The organism is Canibacter oris (genome assembly GCF_014197205.1).
Taxonomy (GTDB): domain Bacteria; phylum Actinomycetota; class Actinomycetes; order Actinomycetales; family Microbacteriaceae; genus Canibacter; species Canibacter oris.
Genome location: NZ_JACIFD010000001.1, coordinates 69867 through 93368, shown reverse-complemented (window position 1 = coordinate 93368; position 23502 = coordinate 69867). Strand labels below are relative to the sequence as shown.

General features: G+C 55.9%; 21 protein-coding genes and 2 tRNA genes. 4 read left to right on the top strand and 19 right to left on the bottom strand.

Annotated elements, in window-relative coordinates:
- From F5897_RS00405 to F5897_RS00365, 9 genes are all read right to left on the bottom strand, one after another.
- Entirely contained in the window at positions 1 to 1782 is a 1782-nt protein-coding gene (locus F5897_RS00405) for a hypothetical protein (RefSeq protein ID WP_183304088.1), read from the bottom strand.
- A gap of 11 nt (positions 1783 to 1793) precedes the next feature.
- Positions 1794 to 2384: a nicotinate-nucleotide adenylyltransferase gene (gene nadD / locus F5897_RS00400; RefSeq protein WP_321193472.1), complete on the bottom strand. Its 591-nt coding sequence runs from the start codon at positions 2382 to 2384 to the stop codon at positions 1794 to 1796.
- The gene (locus tag F5897_RS00395) at positions 2381 to 2587 is read right to left on the bottom strand and encodes a hypothetical protein (protein ID WP_425485639.1); all 207 of its coding nucleotides are present in this window, start codon (positions 2585 to 2587) and stop codon (positions 2381 to 2383) included. The genes nadD and F5897_RS00395 overlap by 4 nt, the downstream gene beginning before the upstream one ends.
- A gap of 36 nt (positions 2588 to 2623) precedes the next feature.
- Entirely contained in the window at positions 2624 to 3880 is a 1257-nt protein-coding gene (locus F5897_RS00390; RefSeq protein WP_183304086.1) for a glutamate-5-semialdehyde dehydrogenase, read from the bottom strand.
- 150 nt (positions 3881 to 4030) lie between these two features.
- A complete protein-coding gene (gene proB / locus F5897_RS00385; RefSeq protein ID WP_183304085.1) occupies positions 4031 to 4810 on the bottom strand; it encodes a glutamate 5-kinase in 780 nt (259 codons plus the stop codon).
- Positions 4807 to 6321, bottom strand: a complete 1515-nt coding sequence (gene obgE, locus F5897_RS00380) for a GTPase ObgE (protein WP_183304084.1) — start codon at positions 6319 to 6321, stop codon at positions 4807 to 4809. The genes proB and obgE overlap by 4 nt, the downstream gene beginning before the upstream one ends.
- An 84-nt stretch (positions 6322 to 6405) precedes the next feature.
- Complete coding sequence (gene rpmA / locus F5897_RS00375) at positions 6406 to 6657, bottom strand: 50S ribosomal protein L27 (RefSeq protein WP_124823976.1); 252 nt, start codon at positions 6655 to 6657, stop codon at positions 6406 to 6408.
- A gap of 29 nt (positions 6658 to 6686) precedes the next feature.
- The gene (rplU, locus tag F5897_RS00370) at positions 6687 to 6995 is read right to left on the bottom strand and encodes a 50S ribosomal protein L21 (protein WP_124823975.1); all 309 of its coding nucleotides are present in this window, start codon (positions 6993 to 6995) and stop codon (positions 6687 to 6689) included.
- Between the two features lie 199 nt (positions 6996 to 7194).
- Positions 7195 to 10062, bottom strand: a complete 2868-nt coding sequence (locus tag F5897_RS00365) for an Rne/Rng family ribonuclease (protein WP_343048695.1) — start codon at positions 10060 to 10062, stop codon at positions 7195 to 7197.
- Positions 10063 to 10310: 248 nt separating this feature from the next.
- On the opposite strand from F5897_RS00365, the gene F5897_RS00360 reads away from it, so the two are divergent.
- Positions 10311 to 10910: a vitamin K epoxide reductase family protein gene (locus tag F5897_RS00360; RefSeq protein ID WP_183304083.1), complete on the top strand. Its 600-nt coding sequence runs from the start codon at positions 10311 to 10313 to the stop codon at positions 10908 to 10910.
- A 73-nt stretch (positions 10911 to 10983) separates the two neighbouring features.
- Here F5897_RS00360 and coaE read toward each other — a convergent pair whose 3' ends face one another.
- The 3 genes from coaE to polA form a co-directional block, all read right to left on the bottom strand.
- Positions 10984 to 11589 (bottom strand): dephospho-CoA kinase, encoded by a 606-nt coding sequence (coaE, locus tag F5897_RS00355; protein ID WP_183304082.1) that lies wholly within the window; start codon positions 11587 to 11589, stop codon positions 10984 to 10986.
- 104 nt (positions 11590 to 11693) lie between these two features.
- The gene (gene rpsA, locus F5897_RS00350) at positions 11694 to 13142 is read right to left on the bottom strand and encodes a 30S ribosomal protein S1 (protein ID WP_124823972.1); all 1449 of its coding nucleotides are present in this window, start codon (positions 13140 to 13142) and stop codon (positions 11694 to 11696) included.
- A gap of 131 nt (positions 13143 to 13273) precedes the next feature.
- Positions 13274 to 15958, bottom strand: coding sequence for a DNA polymerase I (gene polA / locus F5897_RS00345; RefSeq protein ID WP_183304140.1), 2685 nt, complete (start codon positions 15956 to 15958; stop codon positions 13274 to 13276).
- Between the two features lie 193 nt (positions 15959 to 16151).
- Here polA and F5897_RS00340 point away from each other — a divergent pair, with 193 nt between their 5' ends.
- Complete coding sequence (locus F5897_RS00340) at positions 16152 to 16628, top strand: hotdog fold thioesterase (protein WP_124823970.1); 477 nt, start codon at positions 16152 to 16154, stop codon at positions 16626 to 16628.
- Positions 16629 to 16771: 143 nt separating this feature from the next.
- Here the strand turns inward: F5897_RS00340 and F5897_RS00335 are convergent, their stop codons facing one another.
- The 6 genes from F5897_RS00335 to F5897_RS00310 all read right to left on the bottom strand — a co-directional run bounded on the left by F5897_RS00335 (position 16772) and on the right by F5897_RS00310 (position 21280).
- A complete protein-coding gene (locus F5897_RS00335; protein ID WP_425485638.1) occupies positions 16772 to 17392 on the bottom strand; it encodes an ANTAR domain-containing response regulator in 621 nt (206 codons plus the stop codon).
- Between the two features lie 55 nt (positions 17393 to 17447).
- A tRNA-Leu gene (locus F5897_RS00330) sits at positions 17448 to 17529 on the bottom strand.
- Positions 17530 to 17592: 63 nt separating this feature from the next.
- The gene (gene pyk, locus F5897_RS00325; protein ID WP_124823968.1) at positions 17593 to 19068 is read right to left on the bottom strand and encodes a pyruvate kinase; all 1476 of its coding nucleotides are present in this window, start codon (positions 19066 to 19068) and stop codon (positions 17593 to 17595) included.
- A 47-nt stretch (positions 19069 to 19115) separates the two neighbouring features.
- Positions 19116 to 20093, bottom strand: coding sequence for a prolipoprotein diacylglyceryl transferase (gene lgt / locus F5897_RS00320; RefSeq protein WP_124823967.1), 978 nt, complete (start codon positions 20091 to 20093; stop codon positions 19116 to 19118).
- 176 nt (positions 20094 to 20269) lie between these two features.
- The gene (trpC, locus tag F5897_RS00315; protein WP_183304081.1) at positions 20270 to 21046 is read right to left on the bottom strand and encodes an indole-3-glycerol phosphate synthase TrpC; all 777 of its coding nucleotides are present in this window, start codon (positions 21044 to 21046) and stop codon (positions 20270 to 20272) included.
- A gap of 3 nt (positions 21047 to 21049) precedes the next feature.
- On the bottom strand, positions 21050 to 21280 hold the full coding sequence (locus tag F5897_RS00310) for a DUF6704 family protein (protein ID WP_183304080.1): 231 nt from the start codon (positions 21278 to 21280) through the stop codon (positions 21050 to 21052).
- 141 nt (positions 21281 to 21421) lie between these two features.
- On the opposite strand from F5897_RS00310, the gene F5897_RS00305 reads away from it, so the two are divergent.
- Both F5897_RS00305 and F5897_RS00300 read left to right on the top strand, forming a co-directional pair.
- Positions 21422 to 21494 (top strand) — tRNA-Arg (locus tag F5897_RS00305).
- 29 nt (positions 21495 to 21523) lie between these two features.
- Positions 21524 to 22837: an MFS transporter gene (locus F5897_RS00300; RefSeq protein ID WP_183304079.1), complete on the top strand. Its 1314-nt coding sequence runs from the start codon at positions 21524 to 21526 to the stop codon at positions 22835 to 22837.
- A gap of 86 nt (positions 22838 to 22923) precedes the next feature.
- Here F5897_RS00300 and def read toward each other — a convergent pair whose 3' ends face one another.
- Positions 22924 to 23496, bottom strand: coding sequence for a peptide deformylase (gene def / locus F5897_RS00295; protein ID WP_124823963.1), 573 nt, complete (start codon positions 23494 to 23496; stop codon positions 22924 to 22926).
- Between the last annotated feature and the right edge of the window lie 6 nt (positions 23497 to 23502).

Here is a 23502-nt window from a genome sequence, read left to right as displayed (position 1 = left end):
TTAACCAAACATTCCGTTCAGGGCAGCAACCACAACAGCTCCCGCAGCAACCACCAGAGCTCCGCCCGTAATCATAAACACCAGTGGTGCTTTGCTGTCGTCTTTTTTGGTTTCGGCAAGCATCTGTGTCACCTGCGCGTGCTGCGACGAAACCGCACGCAGGGCCGAAACTGGCTGAGTGTGTGAACTGGTTTCAAAAATTTCATCCAGCACTTCTTTTTCCCCGGCATCGCTGCCGTGCAGGCTGTGATGCCCACCGGTCTCCCCAACTGATTGCGGTAACTGGATAGAACCAGACACGAACACACCGCTTTCCTCGTCAAGCGCTGCCTTCAAAACTGCTTCTTCTGGCAGCGTCGGCAGAATCAGGGCGGCGGTGCCGCTGGTCACGGAAGCTGAGGTTTCCTCCTCAACTGCACGGTTAATTAGAGCATCAAAACCGGTGGTTGCAGACATTTCTCTGTTGCTGCCGGCATCAAAAACTGATACTTCTTCGTCTAGCGGTGCGATATCTGGGAATGAGTACTCCACCGACTCCGGCGTCGCAGTGGCACTATCCGCATCCGCATCGTCAGCCGCGGCATCACCGGCAACAATTTCCGCTTCCGCAGCTACCTGTGCTTCCTCGACAGCCGGAACGATAACTTCGTTCTCGGTTGTGAAAACAGTCACCTCAGGTTCTGGGTCAGCTACCAGTTCTGCTTCCAGCAGCTCTGGCTCATTAACAGATCCAGCGTTTTCTTCTGCCGCCTCCTCTGTGACATCAGCTGCCTGGTCAACTAGTACTGCCCCACCAGTTTCCGGCGCTTCCGCGGTTTCCGCAGTTTCAGCAATACTATCGGCACCGGTAACATCAGCAACAACAGCGGCAGCAATATCGGCTTCTTCTTCCGCAGCAGCTGCATCTGCGGCAGCGGTTTCCGGCTGCTGCTCTTTATCCTTTTTACCCCATGGCCAAAGCCGTTTCTTGGTGTTTGACTCTGCACTAGCCGCGGCTTCACTAGCCTCCGCTGCGCCTGCGGCTTCCGCAAGCTCTGCAACACTGAAAGCCTGGGTCGCAGGCAGTTCTGCATCAAAGGCGTTAGCTTCCGGCGCCACATCATCTGCTTCCAGCGCGACCTCATCTGTTTCCAGCGCGATCTCTTCCACAGCAGCGCCGCTGTCAGCGCCTTCTATCGTAGTGGCACCACCATCGTGCCCTACAGCTACTGGTTCCACAACCGGTTCAGCTTCTACTGCGGCGTCCTCCGCCAGCGCAGTTGGCGCTTCCAGCTGTACGTCTGTCCCCGAACCTGCTGCACCTACTGCGGTGTTCTCTTCCACTGCAGGTTGCGGTGTGGGCGCTACCTCTGCCGCAGCTTCAGCTGCGCCCGTTGCGGTATCTTCATCTTCAGCCGCGGCAGGTGTGACCGCAACAGCCGCAACCGGCTCAAAAGCTGCTGTTGCATCAGCATCAGCAGCTACTGGCACCCCGTATGCAGCTAGTGGGCCATTCTCAGCTTCCCACTCAGCCAGCAAACGCTGATACTCTGCTTCCCGTGCCGCACGGTATTCGCGCCGCGACAGTTCGGTGCCAGCAGCGGTAACCCGTGAAACCTGCACTGCGGCAGTTAATTCTTCAACAATCCGCAGCTGCTCAGCGGTGTAGCCCGGTTCTGCGTGCACCGCAAACCCCGTGGTTGCGGTATCTGTGTACTCACCAGTTGTCTGCGCTGCCTGCTGCGCTGCAAGCTCACGCAGCTCACGCCGGGTCAGCTGCCGTTCTGGAGTGTTCTCGTTCATCTTTAGGTACCTTAGTTGGTCAAATACAGCCGGTGTTTAGCAATGTACTGCACCACACCGTCAGGGACGAGGTACCACACCGGGAAACCTCGCGCGACACGCCTCCGACAATCCGTTGAGGAGATAGCCAGAGCCGGGACTTCTAATAAACTAACATTATTTTCCGACAAACCGCTTAATGACAGCTCATGACCGGGCCTGGAAACACCAATAAAATGTGCCAAATCCCACACCTTATCGATATCTTTCCAGCTCATAATCTGCCCTATAGCGTCAGCGCCGGTGATAAAGAAAAGCTCATCGTTAGGATACTGAGCCCGTAAATCTCGCAGGGTATCAACGGTGTATGTTGGCCCCGCACGATCAATATCTACGCGACTGACAGTAAAACGCGGATTGCTTGCTGTGGCAACAACCGTCATCAGGTAGCGATGCTCCGCGTCGCTAACCCCCGACTTCTGCCACGGTTGCCCGGTGGGCACAAAAATAACCTCGTCGAGATCAAAGCTGTCGGCGACCTCACTTGCGGCCACCAAATGCCCGTGATGGATGGGGTCAAAAGTCCCACCCATAACGCCGATACGACGAGGTTTAGAACTCACCGGTGATGTGGCGCCTGACCGCCAAACTTCTCTTTATAAGCTGCAGCTTTTTCAGAGTGGCGATTAGCAACATCGCGGAAGCTGAAAGTAACAATCGCCAGTGCGGTGAAAGCAACAAAAGCAATTGCACCAAAAACAGGCGCAGGAGCTACGAGCTCATTAACGACGTGTGCACCCTCAGTCACGAATACGCTATTAAACATAATTCCCATCTTTCTGTGTCAATTAATCTTACCGTGTTACGAGCGAATTTGCCCACTTCCACGCGTAATCCACTTTGTGCTGGTCATCTCGGGCAACGCCATCGGCCCGCGCGCATGCAACTTCTGTGTTGAAATCCCAACTTCGGCACCAAACCCAAAAGCGCCGCCATCAGTGAAACGGGTTGAAGCGTTCGCAATCACGCTGGCCGCATCTACTTCCCGCAAAAAGCGCTCAACAACGGCTACGTTTTGCGACAGCACCGCCTCCGTGTGTCCGGTTGAATAAACCTCAATGTGCTGCAGCGCAGCATCTAAATCAGATACAATCCGCAACCCCAACCGCAAAGCCAGATGCTCCGTGCCCCAGGTTTCGTCAGTCGCCTCCGAGATGCGCTCGTCAAGCTGGCAACTTGCCGCGTCTCCCAACAGAGTCACCCCCTGCGGGGTGAGCCGATCCACCAATAGCGGCACAAAATCAGCTGCAACCTCCTGGTGCAGCAACACGGTATCAACCGCATTACACACTCCCGGCCGCTGCACCTTTGCATTTTCGATAATCTCCAGCGCCTGTGTCAGCTCGGCGGCCGCATCGACGTAAATGTGCACGACACCCGCCCCGGTTTCAATCACCGGCACTGTGGCTTCCTTAATCACTGTCGCAATCAGACCAGCGCTGCCGCGCGGAATCAAAACATCCAGATAGCCGCGCGCGGTCATCATCGCCGCAGCGCCGTCACGCCCAAAAGCATCCACGGTCTGCACCGCAGCGCCGTCAAGCCCAACTCGCTGCAGCGCCTCCTGCAAAACCGCAACCAGCTGCTCGTTCGTGCGCTGTGCCGCACTACCACCGCGCAACACCACTGCGTTACCGCTCTTCAACGCCAGCGCCGCAATATCCACAGTGACGTTCGGGCGTGCCTCATAAATAGCGCCAATCACGCCGAACGGCACCCGCACCTGTTGCAGCAGCAAACCATTAGGGAGGGTGGATCCGCGCACCACCTGCCCTACCGGATCAGTAAGCGCGATAACCTCGCGCACCTGCGCAGCCAGCGCCCGCACCCGGGGTTCATCTAGCAGTAACCTGTCAAGCAAGCCGGGAGCCATCCCCGCATCCCGACCACGCTGCATATCTAGCTCGTTAGCGGCGGCAATTTGCGGGGCACTCTCAACTAACAGTGCAGCAATTTGCTCCAGCGCCGCATCTTTCACCGGGGTTCCGGCTTGCGCAATGGTTTTAGCTGCGCGCTTAGCGCTTTGAAACAATTCTGTCAGCTCAGCTGGTTGTGCCATATTACTATGTTAGTCTGCCGCGGCAGACTGTGTTAGCCTGACACCGCTAACACCGTCAGGCAAATCCCGCTGGCTCTGTGATATTACACCGTGGACTGAAGTCGTTATGACACCGCAGTCTTTGGCAAGCTGAAACCGCCAGTCGCACGGTCAAGAATTCCAGGGGCGCGCTGCAAACCAGGTGCCGTGCTGCTCCCCCGCGACCAACGCCGGCAGCAACTTGGTGTTAGTGAGCACTACCTCGCAGCCGGAGTTAGCAGCCATCCGGGCGGCTGCAACCTTGGTAAGCGCGCCGCCGGTACCCCAGCCGGATTTAGCTTCGCCGATCCGCACCTGATCTAAATCGTCACCGAAAGGCACAAATGTGATGCGTTCAGCTCCGGGTTCATGCGGTGGAGCGGTGTAAAGCGCGTCAACGTCGCTCAATAGCACCAGCTGATCGGCCCCAATCAGGCGCGCAACCAGTGCCGCCAAGCGATCATTGTCGCCAAAACGGATTTCGCGCGTAGCCACTGTGTCGTTTTCGTTCACAATCGGCAAAACGCCCAGCTGCAACAGGCGGTGCAGCGCGTTTTTGGCGTTAAAGCGGCTCTCTTCTTCCTCAAAATCACCGGGTGTCAAAAGAATCTGCCCGGCAATCAGGCCGTGACGCGACAGCGCTTCCTGATAGTTGTTAATCAGCATGTTCTGCCCGACCGCAGCCGCCGCCTGCTGTGTTGCCAAATCTGTGGGCCGGGTTTCCAGCCCCAGCAGCGGCACTCCGGTTGCAATCGCACCAGAAGACACCAAAATCACTTCACAGCCATCACCGCGCAGCGCTGCAAGTGCATCCACCAGAGTTTGAATCTGGGCGCTATTTTCGCCGCTCACCGATGATGAGCCAACTTTCACCACGATTCGGCCAGTGTGCCGCAAGGTTTTTAAGCTCATTCAGCGTCGCCCCACATTCCTGAGCCGCGCTCCTTTTCAAGCTGCTCTCGAGCCGCCGCCTTCGCATCCATCCACTCGTAGTATTGCTCACGCCGTTCTTTAGTAGTGCGGCGATGTGATTGGTCGATGCGATTATCTGTGCCGCGAGCGCCAATCTGCACCTCTGCCGCGCTGGTCAAGGTTGGCTCCCAGTCGAAAACCACACCTTTACCCTCTCCGATTACCACGGCAGAGCCCGCCACAGCTCCGGCCTTCACCAGCCCCTCTTCAATGCCAAGCTTGTTGAGACGATCCGCAAGATACCCGATAGCCTCGTCGTTGGTGAAATCGGTCTGTTTCACCCAGCGCTCTGGTTTTTCGCCAAGGATCCGGTACAGCGCTCCGTCAGTGCCGCCCTCAACCCGAATCGTAAACCCGGCCTGCCGTCCCTTCGGCTCCGGCCGCAGGATAATCCGCTGCTTGGCGGTTTCAGCCTCCACAGCCAGGCGCTCCTGCAGTGCGTTATCAACAATTTCACCCAGCGCATAGCCGAGCTCTTTCAGCCCCTCGCGAGTCACGGTGGAGATTAAGAACACCCGGTATCCCCGGTCTTCTAGATCTTGCTTTACGAACTCGGCGAGCTCACGGGCGTCGGGCAGATCCACCTTATTCAGCGCCACCAGCTGCGGACGCTGCAACAGCGGCACCTGCCCCTCAGGAACCGGATACTTTTCAAGCTCTTGCAGAATTACGTCAAGGTCGCTCAGTGGATCGCGCGTCACCTCCGGCGCCGCGCAATCTAGCACGTGTAACAGCACCGCACAGCGCTCCACATGACGCAGGAAATCCAGCCCCAGGCCTTTGCCGTCGCTGGCTCCTTCTATTAGACCAGGCACATCCGCTATCGTGAAACGATGCTCGCCCTGCTCCACCACACCGAGATTCGGGTGCAGAGTTGTGAACGGATAGTCTGCGATTTTGGGTTTCGCAGCACTCATTGCGGCAATCAAACTGGATTTACCAGCTGAGGGGTATCCCACCAGTGCAACATCAGCGATGCTTTTCAACTCCAGGGTGAGCGTGACGCTCTCGCCCTCAATACCGAGCAGCGCAAACCCGGGTGCTTTGCGCTTAGTGCTAGCCAGCGCAGAGTTTCCCAGACCACCGACACCGCCGCGCGCAGCAACATACTTGTCGCCGTTTTGAGTCAGGTCGGCGAGCACCCCGCCGTTCTGATCCTTCACAACAGTGCCCACCGGCACGGTGAGAGTCTGTGACTCCCCGTGCGCACCGTTACGCCAGTCGCCTGCGCCATATGCGCCGTTTGTGGCGCTGCGGTGCGGCCGACGATGGTATTCCAGCAGGGTTGTCACGCCGGAGTCTGCGAGCAGGATAATGTCGCCGCCGTTACCGCCGTTACCGCCGTCAGGACCGGCGAGCGGTTTAAACTTCTCGCGCTTTACAGACACGCACCCGTTACCACCGTTACCGCCTGTCAAATAAACCTGCACCCGGTCTACAAAAGCTACCATGTCTGTTACCCTAACCTAATTTTCGCTGCTAGTACAGCAAAGGGCGAGCAATTATGCTCGCCCTTTGCAAAAAATTTGTGTTTGTTACGCAGGAACTACGTTAACAATCTTCCGGCCACGACGAGTGCCGAACTCCACAGCACCAGCTGCGAGTGCGAACAGGGTATCGTCGCCGCCGCGACCTACGTTAGCGCCTGGGTGGAACTTGGTGCCGTGCTGACGAACCAGAATTTCACCTGCGTTAACCTGCTGGCCGCCGAAACGCTTCACACCCAGGTACTGTGGGTTTGAATCGCGACCGTTCTTGCTGGAGCCTACGCCCTTCTTGGATGCCATTTTATACTCTCCTTAAACCCTGAAAAGTCTTATTTAATGCCAGTGATCTTCAGCCGGGTGAGATCCTGACGGTGACCCTGACGAGCCTTGTAACCGGTCTTGTTCTTGTAACGCTGGATTACAATTTTAGGGCCGCGCAGATCTTCCAGCACCTCAGCGGTAACCTTAACCTTAGCGAGCTTCGCAGCATCGGTGGTTACGTTGTCACCATCAACCAGAAGCACTGCTGGCAGCTCAACTTTGCCGTTTTCGTCGCCTGCTACACGGTTAACGATGATGGTTGAGCCAACCTCAACCTTTTCCTGACGGCCACCGGCGCGCACAACTGCGTAAACCAATTGACTCTCTTTTCTTACTCTGAAGTTTACGGAAACCGTAAACAAATCCCTCTTAGAGCGGCGCTGCGCACCTACTCAAACTTTCTAATCCGCCAAAAGACAGAACCAATAGATGAGTTTACTGGATTTATAGGGCCGGGGTCAAATGCTTAGCTGCGTGTGTCTTATTCTTTTACCGGCCATAACCCGCGCGTTACAGCTACTGCTGCTCACGACGCACCCGACGCGATCCGGTAGTACGCTGTTTTAACCGCTCCTCCTTCTCAGCACGCCCGCGCCCCTTCCCCGGTGCGGGTGGCTCCGGGAGCGCTCCCAGCACGTCAAACAGCCCAGCTAGTTTATCGGCCTGGTCACCGTGCTTCTTCATCAGCTCTTCGGCGCCACCGTCACGAGACCGTTTCGGCTCCGACGGATGCACCTGCGCTGCCTTAGAATCTAACGCCGCCGTGAGCAAATCCAGCGCCTCCTGCGGCTGCACGGCGCCATCCCCCTGCTGCGGTGCAACAATCCGCCGGCGAGTTTTTGCAGCACTACGTACTGCTGCCGCTAATTCCTGCTGTGGATCATCACCACCGCCACTTACCTCTCGGCCCGCAGGCGTTACCGCGCCTACACCAGCGCTCTCAACCGCCTGAGCTCCGCCAGCAGCCTGCTTCTGCTGCGCTGCCTTCACCGCCGCAACAGCGTCATCAGCCTGCCGCGCAGCGGAATTTTCCATCTTAGTGCTGACACGACGCGACCCGCCCGCAGTACTAGTACTGACTGTCTCCGTGGTAGGTGCGCCGGCTACCGCGGCGACGTTAGTTACGCTACTCGATTCCACAGTTCCTGGGTCTACAGCGGAGGGGGCCGCCACCTCACCAACTCCGGCCTGCTCTACGGCAGCGCCAACAGCATCCGCAGTGAAATCAGCTGCAGTGTCTGTGGCGACTGTGCTGGATGCGGTTTTCCGCCCCACTGTTTTCCGGGTTTTAGCGCTAGTTTTTTGCTCCGCAACTGCTACTGTGGCAACTTCTTGTGATGCCGCGCCAGAGCTGCGCAATTCCGCTGTGCCAGCACCAGAGTCACCGCTGCTGTCTGCGCCGCCGGTCACTGCGCCACTCGCTGCTGCGTTGTCACCGCTGCTATCAGCGGTACTCACAGTGGAGGCAGCAACTTGCGCAATCATGTTTTTGGCGTCGTCGGTAATCGCGAGCGGCCGCTGCTGCTGTTTTTCCTGCTGCTGCTTGCGGCGACGCTTCTGCTGCGGCTCCGGTTTCCGGTTGGTGACAGGCTCTTGCTGCACCACCACGCCACGACCATCACAGGTGTCACAGTTTTCACTAAATGATTCCAGCAGCCCCAGCCCGAGCTTCTTCCGGGTCATCTGCACCAAGCCAAGCGAGGTAACCTCGGCAACTTGATGCTTGGTGCGGTCACGCCCCAGGCACTCAATCAGGCGCCGCAGCACCAGATCACGGTTTGACTCCAAGACCATATCGATAAAGTCGATTACGATGATACCGCCGGAGTCACGCAGCCGCAGCTGACGCACAATTTCTTCCGCGGCTTCAAGGTTGTTTTTGGTCACGGTTTCTTCGAGGTTGCCGCCAGATCCAACAAATTTACCGGTGTTAACATCGATAACCGTCATCGCCTCGGTGCGGTCAATCACCAGCGAGCCACCGGAAGGCAGCCATACTTTGCGCTCCAAAGCCTTCTGAATCTGCTCGGTGACGCGATACTTATCAAACACTTCGCGTTCGCCCTCGTACGGCTTGATCCGCTCTAGCAGATCCGGAGCCACTTGCTGCAGGTAGTTGACGATTGTTTGGTAGGTTTCCTCACCCTCAACAATCATCTCCTGGAAATCTTCGTTAAAGACGTCGCGCACAATTTTAATCAGCATGTCAGGTTCTGCATGCAGCAACGCTGGCCCGTTGCCTTTATTAGCTCGCGCAGAAATGCTCTCCCACAGTTTCGTGAGGTGTTCAACGTCCCAGGCCAGTTGCTGCTCAGAAGCGCCCTCAGCTGCAGTGCGCACAATCACACCCGCGCCGTCCGGCACGTTCTGCTTCAAAATCTTCTTCAACCGTGCCCGCTCAGTGTCAGGCAATTTTCGACTGATGCCGTTCATGGCGCCTCCAGGCACATACACCAGGAAGCGACCCGGCAGTGAAATCTGGCTGGTCAGCCGGGCCCCCTTCTGCCCCACCGGATCTTTGGTAACCTGCACCAAAACCGTGTCCCCAGGGCTCAGCACCTTCTCGATTTTGCGAGAGCTATTGCTGCCAGTGTAGTCTGACCAATCAACTTCACCGGAGTACAGCACCGCGTTGCGGCCGTGTCCGATATCCACGAACGCTGCCTCCATACTAGGCAGCACATTCTGCACTTTGCCGAGATACACATTCCCAATCAGAGACGCTTCAGTAGATCGCGCCACATAGTGCTCCACCAGCACTTTGTCTTCGAGCACACCGATTTGCACGCGGTCACTCTTGGTGCTGACCACCATTACGCGATCCACAGCCTCCCGACGTGCCAGGAACTCAGACTCAGTCACCACTGAGCGGCGTCGAGTAGTTTCCCGACTGTCGCGGCGGCGCTGCTTTTTAGCCTCTAGCCGCGTAGAGCCCTTGACTTTTTGGGGCTCTGCAGCAGCGTTGTTTTTGTCTTGCGTTTTACCGCGCGCGGCGCGCGGCTGCTCTGCGGCACGCTCGTCACGTTCCGCAATGTTGTCGTATTCTTTACTGTCACGGCTGCTGCGTCGCTCCGCATCTCGCTCCTGCTTCAAAGAGCGCTCAAAAAGCTCGTCAAAGCGCCGTAAATCGTTGTTGCGGCGCGGGCGCGGGGGCACCGGCGGCACATCTGGTGCCACGAAAAGCAGCCGCTTAGTTGCGGCAAAACGCGCTGCTGAATCCATTTCCTCCAGCGGCAGCACCAGGGGCTGCCCAAAACTGTCGGTCACCGGCTTAACCGCAGCAGAACTTTCGGCTGCAACGCCAGCTACAGTTTCTTCTGGCACTGCTGCTACATCCGCCGCAAGCGCCGTTGTCTGCTCAATTTCTTGTTTATTTTTCTTCACCACTTGGGTGCACTCCTTCGCCTGTCACCACAGGGATTTTCCGTTCTCGGCGCTGTTTCCTGAGCTTTGCCCTTTTGAAACTAACTCGCCGAGCCGACTGCTGCTCCCGCAGTCAAAATCTTGCAGTTTGTAACACAAACCTGTAAATAATTATGACACAAGAAATCTGTTTTTTATTGCTTATGCAGACATCACCTGCTCCGCAAAATTTAATTCGGGCGTTCAGCCAAAGCGACTATGATAAAAACATGACAGCCAGCACCTCACAAAATCGGCATCGCCTTTTCGCTATTTCCACGATAATTTTCGCAATTGTGGGGTGGATAGGCTCTTGGGAGCTCGCAACAGAATACGTCAAAAAGCTCAAAAACCCTGAATATGTGCCGAACTGTGACTTCAGCCTGCTGGTCACTTGCGGCCCGAACATGGAGAGCTGGCAGGGTTCAGTTTTCGGGTTCTCTAACACATTCTTAGGCCTCGGTGCTTTTGTTGCGCCGCTGGTTGTGGGAGCGGCGATTCTCTCCGGAGCAAAATTTAATCGCGTGTTTTGGGCGCTTTATTTAGCCGGACTCACCTTCGGCATCGCTTTTGTTTTCTGGCTCAGTATTCAATCAGTTTTCTACATTGGAACTCTGTGCCCGTGGTGCATGGTGGTATGGCTCGTTACTATCCCGTTGTTCTGGTTCACTCTGGGCTATGCTTTGCGGCACGGATATCTTGGTAATGACAAAAATTCTAAAGCCGCTATTTTCTTCGGGGCATGGGCGCTGCCACTGACCCTGATTAGCTACGCGATTATCGCCTGCTACGCGCAGATCGCTTTGGATTGGATCTCTCACCTGCTGTAGCCTGCGTTACAGCCACCCTAAGGCAACAGTTAGAGCAGTGAGCAGCTTCTGTCTGCCGCGGCTCTGCTGGCAGCTACGCAAGCAGCTCTTGCCACACGGAGGTAACCTGCCGCAGCGTGTCTGCAAGTGACTCGTCGGTGGTGATAACCCAGTCTGCAACCGCGATTCGCGCAGTATCACTGACCTGCGCGGTAATACGCTGCTGCGCTGCTTGGTGCGTCATCCCGCGCTGCTCGGTGAGGCGTTGCAGCCGGGTTTCTAGCGCTGCTGTGACCACCACAACTCCGTCATACTGTGCCGCGGCGGCGCTCTCCACCAGCAACGGAATTTCGTAGATTAACACGGCCGGGCGCGTCGCATCTGGTTGCGCGAGCAGCTCTTTACGCTGTTTTTGAAACAGCCGCTGCACTTCAGGGTGCACTATTGCCTCTAGTTTTTTGCGGGATTGTGGATCAGCAAACACGATTTCTCCGAGCCGGCTGCGGTTTAGCTCCCCATCCGGGGTTAGCACCTCCGACCCAAAACTCGCCGCTATTTGTTGCAGTGCTGGACTACCCGCGGTGACGGCGGTTTTCGCGAGCTGATCCGCGTCTATTGTCGCGGCTCCAAGCTCCGCAAACATTTTCGCGACTGTAGATTTACCTGCGCCGATTCCGCCGGTTAATGCAATTACCTTCATATCTATATTTTGCAGGAATTTACGCACTGTTTTGCGCCAACACAAAATTTGGTGCGGCCCTATCGCAGAACCGCACCAAATTTAAGCTGTGTTAGCTAGGACTGTTAGTTGCCCTCCAGGTGCTCCTTCAGAGCAGCCAGCGCTTCGTCGTCAGCCAGGGTACCTGCTGAGGTAGCCTCGCTTGAGAAGTTTGCAGGGGTCTCTTCAGCTGGAGCTGGTGCAGCAGCTTCTAGCGCCTGTGCAGCAGCAACCTGTGCTTTGTGAGCTTCCCAGCGTGCCTGCGCAGCAGCGTATTCCTGTTCCCAAGCCTCACGCTGTGCCTCGAAGCCCTCTTTCCATTCCTGGGTTTCCGGGTCGAAGCCTTCTGGGTACTTGTACTCGCCGTTCTCGTCGTACTCGGTGATCATCCCGTAAGCAGCTGGATCAAACTCGGTGCCTTCCGGATCTACACCCTCGTTTGCCTGCTTCAGGCTGAGTGAGATGCGACGACGCTCAAGGTCGATGTCAATGATCTTAACGAATACTTCCTGATTTACAGACACAACCTGCTCTGCCAAATCTACGTGCGCAGCTGACAGCTCAGAGATGTGTACCAGACCCTCGATGCCGTCTGCAACGCGCACGAAAGCACCGAAAGGTACGAGCTTGGTAACTTTACCAGGGGTAATCTGGTTGATGGCGTGAGTACGAGCAAATACCTGCCATGGGTCTTCCTGGGTTGCCTTGAGAGACAGTGAAACGCGCTCACGATCCATCTCTACAGAAAGCACCTCAACGGTTACTTCCTGGCCAACCTCAACAACCTCTGAAGCGTGTTCGATGTGCTTCCAGCTGAGTTCTGAAACGTGCACGAGACCGTCAACGCCGCCGAGATCAACAAAGGCACCGAAGTTTACGATAGATGAGATTACACCCTTGCGTACCTGGCCTGGCTTCAACTCCTGCAGGAATGAAGAACGGCTTGCAGACTGGGTTTCCTCCAGCATTGCGCGGCGTGACAGAACTACGTTGTTGCGGTTCTTGTCAAGTTCAAGAATCTTTGCCTCGATTTCCTGCCCCAGGTAAGGTGTCAGATCGCGCACGCGGCGCAGCTCGATAAGCGACGCTGGGAGGAAGCCGCGCAGTCCGATGTCAACAATCAGGCCGCCCTTTACGACCTCAATAACAGTACCGGTAACGATGCCGTCGTTCTCTTTAACAGTCTCAACATCGCCCCAGGCACGCTCGTACTGTGCGCGCTTCTTAGACAGAATCAGGCGACCCTCTTTGTCTTCTTTCTGCAGCACGAGAGCTTCAACAGTATCGCCAACTTCAACAACCTCGCCCGGATTTACATCGTGCTTGATTGAAAGCTCGCGTGAGGGAATAACACCCTCGGTTTTGTAACCAACGTCGAGCAGAACCTCGTCGTGGTCAATCTTCACTACGGTGCCCTCAATCATGTCACCGTCATTGAAGAACTTCAGGGTCTTTTCGACCGCGGCAAGGAAGTCTTCTTTTGAGCCGATGTCGTCTACGGCTACCTGGGTTGCCTTGGTCGCTTTGCTTGTCATGTAAGTGGTCTCCAGAATGGATTTAAATCGGGGCTAGAAAATCTTCTAGCCAAAATGGACATAGTTCATCACAGAATAGTGACTATTAAAGTGTAGCTGTTTTCCCTAAGAGCCGCAATACTACCGCGCCGTCAGTGCCCGGCTTCCTGCCAGTTTGCTCCGAATCCCACTGATACTTCAAGCGGCACACGCAGCTGCGCAGCGTTCGCCATTTCCTCACGCACTAACAATTCCAGGGCCATCCGCTCCCCGGCAGCGCATTCAAACATCAGTTCGTCATGAATCTGCAGAATCATTCGGCTGCGCAACTTCTCTTTCTTCATCCGCGCCTCAATCGCAACCATGGCACGCTTGATAATATCAGCCGCAGTTCCCTGAATAGGCGCGTTTTGCGCGGCACGCTCCGCATTTTTCTGCAGAATACGGTTCGGTGATTTCAACCCTGGGAACGGCCGCCGCCGCCCAAACATGGTCTCGGTGTATCCTAGTTCCCGGGCATTTTCAACAACGTCGCGCAGATAATCACGAATCGCCCCAAACCGTACAAAATAATCACCCATCAGCTGCTTCGCTTCGGCTTGCGAGATCCCCAGCTGCTTTGCCAAGCCAAAAGCCCCCAGCCCATAAGCCAGACCGTAACTCATCGCTTTCACCCGGCTGCGCATCTCCGAGGTGACCTCAGCAGGAGCAACCCCAAACACACGCGCGCCGACGGAGCGATGCAGATCCTCACCGTCGTTAAACGCCTCAATCAGTTCATCATCACCGCTGAGGTGCGCCATCACCCGCATCTCAATCTGCGAATAGTCCGCGGTAAAAATCCCTTCGTACTCGGGTCCGTGCGTAAACGCACGCCGAATCTCCGCCCCAGCAGTCGTACGAATCGGAATGTTCTGCAGGTTCGGGCGATCGGAAGATAAACGTCCCGTAACCGCCCCAAGCTGCAGCAGGCGGGTGTGGATCCGCCCATCCTCCTGCACTTCATCCAGCAGTGTTTGAATAATTTGTTTCAGTTTATTCTGCTCACGGTGCGTCGCTAACACATCCAAGAACTCGTGCGGAGCCTGCATTTGCAGTTCCTCAATTGCCGCCGCATCGGTGGAATACCCACTTTTAATCTTGCGAGTTTTTGGCATCTGTAAATCTTCAAACAGCACGGTTTGCAGCTGTTGCGTAGAGGTCAACGAAACTTCACGCCCAATCAGCTCGGCTGCGCGCTGCTCAAGCACCACAATTTCCGCCCCCAGCTGCGCCGCCTGCTGCTCAAGCACCGCGGTGTCAATCGCCACTCCACGCTGATGCATTTGTGCCAACACTGGCGCCAAAGGCATCTCAGTTTCTGTGTACAGCTTCCGTTCTGCATCGGTCAGCTGCTCAAGCACCTGCTGCGCACCAAGGCGCAGCGCATTAGCTCGCTCCGCGCCCGCAAACGGCGCAGGTTTAATATCCGTAACGTTTGCAATTGCCTTCAAGAAAGTGCTGTTATCAAGATCTGGGCGCTTTAGCTGCGCCAGCAGTTTGAAATCAACGCTGACACCGCCGATTTTAATCTCGTCGTGCACCATACCCGCCTGCGACCAGAGCTGTTTCGGCTTTGCGCTCGCAAGCCAATTTTTAAACTTCAAAAAATCCTGCGACCCTAACTTCCAGCTAAACGCGACAGTTTCGGATTCGCTGGCTAGATAAACCAAGATCTCCGCGGTATCATCCAGGTGCTGCACCAGCACCACCGCTGGATTAGCGACACTCTCAACCCACGGCATCACCTCTGTTGGGCGCAGATACCGCGCCTGAATCTCACCCGTGCCCCCAGCGGCCGCTGCAATCTGTGAAACTCCGGTCACAGTGTTTGCAACAACAGCCTCGCCGCCGGCCGCAGCGACTGCATTTCCCGCCCCGGCGGTGCTGCTCGCTCCTGCCTCGCTGCCCGCCCCCGCTGCAACGCCCTGGTCAGCCGCGAAGAACTTAATAACCCGCGCTTTCAGGGTGCGAAACTCAAGCCGCTCAAACGCGGCGAGCATCTCCTCCATATTCGGCTGAGCCAGGCGCAGGGCGGCGAGATCCACATCAATATCCACATCCTGCAGCAGCTTATTGAGGCGATAATTGCGCTCAGCAAGGTGCGCATTGTCTCGCAGGTTCTGACCAACCACACCCTTAATGTCGTCCTGGTGCGCCATAATTTCAGCAAAAGTGCCGTACTGCTGTACCCACTTAGTCGCGGTTTTCGGACCAACTTTCGGAATTCCCGGGAGGTTGTCGCTGGTTTCACCCACCAGCGCCGCAATAATACGGTACTGCTCCGGCGCAACACCGTATTTTTCATAAACTGCCGCGGGATCATACGCCTTCATCTCCCGCACCCCCTGGCTCGCTGGATACAGCAGTGTCACATCATCTGTGACCAGCTGAATCGTGTCCCGGTCCCCGCTAACCACCAGTACTTTATCGCCGGCCGCAACCGCCCGCGAGGTCAGCGTTGCAATCAAATCATCAGCCTCAAAACCAGCTTTTTGCAGCACCGTAATGCCCATCGCCTGCAGCGTTTCCTGCAGCAGCGGCACCTGGCCTTTAAATTCTGGTGGCGTTGCACCACGGGTACCCTTGTATTCCGGGTATTCTTCAGTGCGGAAAGAGTGTCTAGAAACGTCAAAGGTAATTGCCAAACTGGAGGGTTTGTGATCCTCAAGCATCCGCAACAGCATCGAGATGAAACCGTAAATTGCGTTGGTGTGCTGCCCGTTAGCAGTCATAAAACGATCAACAGGGGTGCCGTAGAATGCGCGGAACGCCAGTGAGTGGCCGTCAATAATCATGAGTTTGTTATCAGACACTCTCTCAGCCTAGCGCCTGCCACTGGGTTTTGTCAGGGAGCAGCGAGCCGCAAGCACGTCACGAGCCAGTCACAATACCTGAAACACACCAGCCGGAGTGCGGCACAACAGCAATAGGGCAACAGTCGCTGCGCCATGCCCGGTACAATATCACCAGAGCAACTAAGGAGATGCAATGGCAGAAACAAACAGTGCTGCGGTGGATCCACGCAGCCTCAGCTTTGAAAAACCAGAGTGTGGGATGGAGTATGTAAAACAGCGCGGTTTCGGCGCCCTCGCGGATAAAATGGGAATTACGCCACTGGAATTCACCAAGGAGAAAGCCGTCGCACAGATGCCAGTTGCTGGCAACACCCAGCCAATTGGACTGCTGCACGGCGGCGCTTACGTGGTGTTAGCAGAGACCCTCGGATCAATGCACGCGAATTTTCTTGCGCCGAGCGGTTATGTAGGTGTAGGAGTAGACATTAATGCCACCCACACCGCAAGCCCAACCTCTGGAACTGTCACCGGAGTGTGCACTCCGGTGCATGTTGGGCGTTCCTTAGCGGTGCACGAGATTGTTATCACCCGCGATAGCGACGGCAAACGCTGCTCTACGGTGCGCATAACTAACTTCTACAAAAAATTGCCGGCTGCCGCAAACAGTTAAGCAGCTACGAGAACACCGCACACAAATACCAGAGCGACCCGCCGATGGTGGGTCGCTCTGGTATTTGTAAACCTTGTAACTGGCACTGCGCAGCCACAAAACCGCAGCACAGCTGTAGTAACGAACAGCCAGCAGTACAGTAACTAGTTATTTTCGTAACGACTGTTGTCTTTTTTCGGACCGAGCTGGTCGATGATGGTTTTCGCGACGTCCTGCATGGTGAGGCGGCGATCCATTGACGCTTTTTGAATCCAGCGGAAAGCCTCTGGTTCGGTCAGGCCCATCTTGTCATTGAGAATACCCTTTGCCCGATCCACCAGTTTGCGAGTCTCGAAACGCTCAGCCAAATCAGCAACTTCGCTCTCAAGCGAAACTATCTGCTGGAAGCGGCTCATCGCAATTTCCATCGCGGGCAGTAAATCATCCGGGGTGAAAGGCTTCACGACATATGCTAACGCCCCTGCCTCTGCGGCACGCTCGACCAGCTCCCGCTGACTGAACGCGGTCAACAACACCACCGGAGCAATGTGCTGCTTATTAATTTTTTCAGCAGCAGAGATGCCGTCAAGCTTCGGCATCTTGACATCCATCACAACGACGTCAGGCTTCAGCTCTTCAACAAGACGCACAGCTTCCTCACCGTCACCGGCTTCGCCAACAACGTCGTACCCGTGATCTTTCAGAGTCTCCACAATGTCGAGACGAATCAGAGACTCGTCTTCGGCAACGACTACGCGCTTTTGAGTAGTTACTTCTTCATTCACGATTTCAGAATACCTTATAAATCTCGAATTTAGTATAAAAGTATTGAATATTCTGTGCCGGCTGAGAGACTCGAACTCTCACACCTTTCGGCGCTGCATTTTGAGTGCAGTGTGTCTACCAATTCCACCAAGCCGGCGCGCTGCTGTAGCAGCTTTTTAAGCATACCGCATAACGCTTAGTTATGCACATCCACACGCTGCTACGCGGTGTCGTGCTGCTGCAGCAGGTGCTTGCGCGGCTTCGCATCCGCTAACCGCCCAGTAGATTCCCCCATGCGGTGAATCCGCAGAGTGTTGGTAGTTCCTGTAATCCCCGGAGGGGTGCCGCAAATCACCAGTGCAAGGTCACCAACCTCTGCTTTTCGATAGTGCTCCAAGAGATAGTCATCAACCTGTACAAACAGCTCATCTGAAGAATCAACTCGTGGCGCCAAATAACTGCGCGCTCCCCAGGTTAGTTCCATACGACGTCGAATCTCTTGGCTCGGTGTGAAACCAAAAATTGGCAGCGGCGCCCGCAAACGACTCATCCGCCGCACAGTGTCACCCGATTCAGTAAACACGCACACGAACTTCGCACCCACGAACTGCGCCACCTCATTCGCCGCCAGAGTCAAAGCACCACCCTGGGTGTGTGGCTTTTTCTTCAGTGGATCAATACGCTCCAGCGCGTGCTGCTCCGTGGCTTTAATGATACGAGCCATAGTCTCCACCGCAGTGATCGGGTACGCGCCGACGCTGGTTTCACCCGACAGCATCACCGCGTCAGCACCATCCAAAATCGCGTTAGCACAGTCAGATGCTTCCGCCCTGGTTGGCCGCGGATTTTCGATCATCGACTCCAATACCTGGGTTGCCACAATCACCGGCTTGGCGTTTTCGCGCGCCAGCGCAATTGCTTCGGTCTGCACGAGCGGCACCTGCTCCAAAGGCAGCTCAACACCAAGATCACCGCGCGCAACCATAATGCCGTCAAAAGCCTTAATAATTGCTTCCAGGTTCTGCACAGCCTGCGGTTTTTCAATCTTTGCAATCACCGGCAGAGTTTTACCCTCTTCCGCCATGATCTCGTGAACCCGGGTAATGTCTTTAGCGTCACGCACAAATGACAGCGCAATATAGTCAACCCCGATTTTTAGGGCGAATCGCAAATCTTCTTCGTCTTTGTCAGACAGTGCGGGCACATTAACCGCAACCCCCGGCAGGTTAATCCCCTTATTGTTGGAGACCGTCCCCGGCACTTCCACCACGGTATGCACAGTGTCTGCAGTAACCTCCACGGCTCGCAGCGCGACTTTGCCGTCATCAATCAATAGCTGGTCACCGACAGCAACGTCACCAATCAGACCCTTATGGGTGGTACCGCAGATGGTGCGGTCTCCCACAACATCACGCACAGTAATCGCGAACGGATCCCCCTCCGCTAACTCGTGCGGGCCGTCAGCAAAAGTTGTGAGCCGAATCTTCGGCCCCTGCAGGTCAGCGAGCACCGCAATCGGACGCCCCACCTGTTCCTCGGCTCGGCGAATATTTCGTAGGATTCCCTCGTGCACTGCGTGGGTGCCGTGTGAAAAGTTCAGGCGCGCCACATTTACACCAGCCTGCAGCAGCTGCAGCGTCGCCTCATAACTCGAAACCGCTGGCCCCCAGGTGGCTACAATCTTCGCGTGACGCATATTTTAACTCCTTTTGTTTTCAGCTCAACCCAAAACCGCGTTGCGGGCTATGCTGCTGCCGCTTTCTCAGTGACCTCTGGCACCGAAGCAACCGGGCTGGCACTTCCTGTCGTAGCAGCCGACTCCCGCACCAGCACATGGTGGAATTTCTCAGCGTCAGCGGTCTCTGCCAACACTGATTTTCCAGGACGCTGCCGCCCAGGCAAGTAAATATTTTTTTCCACGCCGGGGTGCCGTTTGCTCTGCACAATCCAAAGCACAATACCCAGCACAATTACCAGCAGCGCCGCCAACTCATTGGTACGCAAACCGAACACACTATAGCTCGGGTCCAAGCGCATTCCCTCGATCCAGAAGCGGCCGATGCCGTACCAGATGAGGTAGCAGGCGAACAGCTTACCCCAACGCGGCCGCAGTTTACGCTCGATCCACAGCAGCACGAAAACACCGGCGAGGTTCCAGAGAATCTCGTAGAGGAAGGTCGGGTGATACAGAGTATCAGCCGGCAAACCGACAGGCACGGCTGGATTATCGGGTGAAATTTCCAGCCCCCACGGCAGCGTGGTGGGGCCCCCGAACAGCTCATGATTAAACCAGTTACCGAGGCGCCCAAACGCCTGTGCCACAAGCAAGCCCGGAGCCAGCGCGTCCGCGAATGACCAGAAGCGAATCCCAGTTAGTCGCGAAGCGCAGAAAACACCGAGCGCGCCACCTGCAAGCGCACCAAAAATAGCGATCCCGCCGTTCCAAATTTCCCACCAGTTCTGGGTTGCAGTTGGACCGAAGAAATCAGCCCAGTGCGTCAGCACATGGTAAAGACGCGCGCCGATGATACCGAGCACCACTGACCACACCACGAAATCAATCACAACACCGCGTTCGCCGCCGCGGGCTGTCAAGCGCCGACCGCTGATAACCGCGGCAAAAACAATTCCCACCATGATGCAGATTGCGTAAAAATGCACTCGCAGTGGCCCAATCTCAAAAAAAGACACATCGGGGCTGGGAATACTGCTGACAAACATACGGGTCCTCTTATTTCGTAAACTGCTGCGCTTAGAAAACCAACATCACGGCGCACAACCGGTGCCGACTAACGGCTAAGTACTTCATCTAGAATACCACTGACCGGCACAGCAAACACTATGTCTATGGACTCAACTTGAAGTAAAAGATTACAAAATACTGGCAAGCAGTTAGGTTAACTGACAGCGGCAAAACTTGCCACCAGTTGCGCCGGGTCGCTATCTTGCACCAGGGCGGCCCCTACCAGTACCGCGTCAGCACCCGCTTCTCGGTAACGTTCCACATCCGATAGCGATGCCACAGCTGACTCGGCAACCCGCGTAATACCCGCAGGAATTTGATCGGCAACCCGCTCAAACAGCCCGCGATCAACCTCGAAGGTAGTGAGATTACGCGCGTTCACCCCGATCAGCTCCGCACCCAAATCAACAGCACGCGACACTTCTTCAGCGCTGTGGGTCTCAACCAGTGCGGTCAGCCCCAGTTCCCCGGCAAAATCATATAGCCGCTGCAGCAATGGCTGCTCCAAACCGGCAACAATTAGCAGTACGATATCTGCGCCGAAAGCACGAGACTCCAGCAGCTGATACTCGGTTGCAATAAAGTCTTTTCGCAGAATCGGCAGGCTTACTGCTTTGCGCACCGCAGCCAAATCTTGCAGGCTGCCGTTAAAGTACTGCTGTTCAGTGAGCACACTAATCGCGCTAGCACCGCCAGCTTCATACTGCTGTGCCAGCAACTGCGGATCAGGAATCTGTGCCAAATCACCCTGCGCCGGGCTAGAGCGTTTCACCTCGGCAATCACCCGCACAGTTTCGGTAGGGCTGAGCGCCGTTAAGGCATCAAGCGGAGCTGCTCCCTCCGCAATCATCGCTTCAAGAGCAGATATTCCAATTTGTTCTTCGCGAGCGCGCGCCTCAGACAACGCGCTCGCGTATAAGTCGCCTAACAAAATTTAGTGTTTTTTAGGGGTATATTTCGGACCTTTAACGCCGTATCCGGCCTTCGCAAGAACCCACCCGACAATTGGGCCGAGCACAAAAACGCCAGCGCTGACATAAACGTAGGTTGGCATATTAAGGAAGAAGAACACACCGCCTGCAGCAAAAGCTAGCAGCATGATTACAACTGCTGTCCATGCAGCAGGTGAATCGCCGTGACCTGGGTCGTTATGTGGATTGCTCACTTCGCCTCCGTGTAGATAAGTTACTCAGCCAGTTTACAGCCTGCACACAAACAGCGGCAAATTTCCACGCCGCTCTAGCTCGCTGCACTCAGCCTACTGAACTTACAAGTTGCTGCGCGGTGCTAAGATTATGCTTTGTACGCCCCCATAGCTCAAAGGATAGAGCAACGGCCTTCTAATCCGTTGGTTGCAGGTTCGAGTCCTGCTGGGGGCGCTGAAAACCTTGATTCTCTTAGGAGTTGTATGCAGAGTAACAAGATTCCGACAGAGATTTGGGCGCTGATTACGGGCGGGTTTTGTATCGCGCTAGGCATTGGGATTGTGGCCCCTATCATCCCCCAGCTCGCGACCTCGTACGGGGTTTCGATTACCGCTGCGAGCGCTATCGTCAGCGCATTTGCCCTGATGCGAATCATCGCAGCGCCCTTCGCCGGATGGTTTGTAAAACGCACCAATGAGCGCCTGTCATACATCACAGGCCTCTTTTTTGTTGCGGCAACAACTCTGGCTTGCGGCTTCGCTACCAACTATCCAATGCTGCTGACTTTCCGCACTCTCAGCGGTATCGGCTCAGTGCTTTTCACGGTTGCCGCGAGCACCCTGGTCATCAAGCTCTCACCCGCGCATATGCGCGGCAAAATTCTCAGCTACAATGCTGCGAGCTTCCTGCTCGGCGCCCTCATAGGCCCTGCAATCGGCGCAGTAGTCGCGGCAATCAGTCTGCAGGCACCGTTCTTCGTATACACAGGACTACTGGTTATCGCCGGGATTTTTGTGGCTGTTTCGCTAGGGAAAATCAACACTGCGCAGGGCCAACCCGTGCAGCAGCACAACACTCCAATCAGTCTCTCCGAAGCACTGCACTCCCGCACTTTCTGGGCGGCCCTGTACTCTGCTTTCACGACCGGTTGGGCGGTGTGGGGTGTGCGCATCTCGGTAGTGCCGTTGTTTGTGGCGGCAATCAGTGCTAACAATCTTGCTGCTCCTGGTTGGGCACTAACTGCTTATGCCGCGGGCAACGCCGCGCTAGTGATTCCTTCGGGGCGCTGGAACGACAAAATCGGTAGAAAACCGCTGGTGCTTTTAGGCTTTAGTATCAGCACTCTGGCATACGCCGCACTGCCTTTCATGTCTGAGCTAGCGGGCGTGCTCATCATCATGGTTTTTGCGGGGGTTGGATCAGCCCTCCTGAACCCTGCCCAGAACGCGGCGGTGGCTGACGTTATCGGCAACCGCAACGGCGCAAGCGTGATTTCAATGCACTCAATGGTGCTTGATTTAGGCAGCGTAATCGGGCCGCTCTTAATCGGTTTGATTGTGGATATGTCTGGCTTCGAGCTAGGCTTCTGGGTTACTGCAGCGCTGCTCGCAACAACGGTTGCAGCGTGGCTCTTAGCACCAGAAAGCAACCCTTATGCCACCCAGCTGGCACCCACAATGCGCCAGATGCAGCAGTCTGACGCGGCTGAAATCACGCACACCGCAGCGCTGGAAATCGGCCCGGAGACTGGCACAATCCCAATCATTCGTCAGCCGGATCCATCGGGCGATAAATAATCATAAAAATGCGGGCGCGCTGCCTCACCTCTCGGTCAGACAGCGCGCTTTGCTTTACCGGTCGCCGCATATTGCAGCGGCCACGGTTACTCGGCAGTGTCGGCTGCGGGAACCTCAGGCAGCCAGGTCAGCCCCGGCACACCCCACTTCTTTTTACGCTTTACCCGCATCGCCTCACGGTATTCGAAATCGTCGAGCCGATCCACATAAAGATACCCCAGCAGGTGATCAAACTCGTGTTGCATGATTCGCGCGAACCAGCCGCTTGCCTCAAACTCAAACCAGTTGCCGTCAAGATCCTGTGCCCGCAGCCGTGCCTTCGCCGCACGCCGCAGCGGATAGTACTCACCCGGGAAAGACAGGCAGCCCTCTGCTTCGCTTTGCTCATCAAGCGGCGACACCTCAAGCGGGCTCAACCACAGCTCGGGGTTAATCGCCACGCCCTTTGCAGGCGCGACATCCTGGTCCGCATAATCCCACACGAAAATCCGCTTGCCGACACCCACCTGCGGTGCTGCAAGCCCCACGCCGGGAGCCGCAGCACAGGTCTCAAACATGTCAGCCACCAGGGTGCGCAGCTCGTCATTAAACTCGGTCACGGGAGCCGCCGGTTCGTGCAATACCGGCTCCCCGCAGATTGTAATTGGAAGAATAGCCATACAATA

What these genes read in the sequence shown, in the direction of transcription:
- F5897_RS00390 (WP_183304086.1), bottom strand. Translation starts at nt 3,880, where the DNA reads ATGGCACAACCAGCTGAGCTGACAGAATTGTTTCAAAGCGCTAAGCGC.
- F5897_RS00300 (WP_183304079.1), top strand. Translation starts at nt 21,524, where the DNA reads ATGCAGAGTAACAAGATTCCGACAGAGATTTGGGCGCTGATTACGGGC.
- rpsA (WP_124823972.1), bottom strand. Translation starts at nt 13,142, where the DNA reads ATGACAAGCAAAGCGACCAAGGCAACCCAGGTAGCCGTAGACGACATC.
- coaE (WP_183304082.1), bottom strand. Translation starts at nt 11,589, where the DNA reads ATGAAGGTAATTGCATTAACCGGCGGAATCGGCGCAGGTAAATCTACA.
- F5897_RS00395 (WP_425485639.1), bottom strand. Translation starts at nt 2,587, where the DNA reads ATGTTTAATAGCGTATTCGTGACTGAGGGTGCACACGTCGTTAATGAG.
- polA (WP_183304140.1), bottom strand. Translation starts at nt 15,958, where the DNA reads ATGATTATTGACGGCCACTCACTGGCGTTCCGCGCATTCTACGGCACC.
- F5897_RS00360 (WP_183304083.1), top strand. Translation starts at nt 10,311, where the DNA reads ATGACAGCCAGCACCTCACAAAATCGGCATCGCCTTTTCGCTATTTCC.
- rpmA (WP_124823976.1), bottom strand. Translation starts at nt 6,657, where the DNA reads ATGGCATCCAAGAAGGGCGTAGGCTCCAGCAAGAACGGTCGCGATTCA.
- def (WP_124823963.1), bottom strand. Translation starts at nt 23,496, where the DNA reads ATGGCTATTCTTCCAATTACAATCTGCGGGGAGCCGGTATTGCACGAA.
- obgE (WP_183304084.1), bottom strand. Translation starts at nt 6,321, where the DNA reads ATGGTAGCTTTTGTAGACCGGGTGCAGGTTTATTTGACAGGCGGTAAC.
- proB (WP_183304085.1), bottom strand. Translation starts at nt 4,810, where the DNA reads ATGAGCTTAAAAACCTTGCGGCACACTGGCCGAATCGTGGTGAAAGTT.
- pyk (WP_124823968.1), bottom strand. Translation starts at nt 19,068, where the DNA reads ATGCGTCACGCGAAGATTGTAGCCACCTGGGGGCCAGCGGTTTCGAGT.
- F5897_RS00340 (WP_124823970.1), top strand. Translation starts at nt 16,152, where the DNA reads ATGGCAGAAACAAACAGTGCTGCGGTGGATCCACGCAGCCTCAGCTTT.
- F5897_RS00405 (WP_183304088.1), bottom strand. Translation starts at nt 1,782, where the DNA reads ATGAACGAGAACACTCCAGAACGGCAGCTGACCCGGCGTGAGCTGCGT.
- lgt (WP_124823967.1), bottom strand. Translation starts at nt 20,093, where the DNA reads ATGTTTGTCAGCAGTATTCCCAGCCCCGATGTGTCTTTTTTTGAGATT.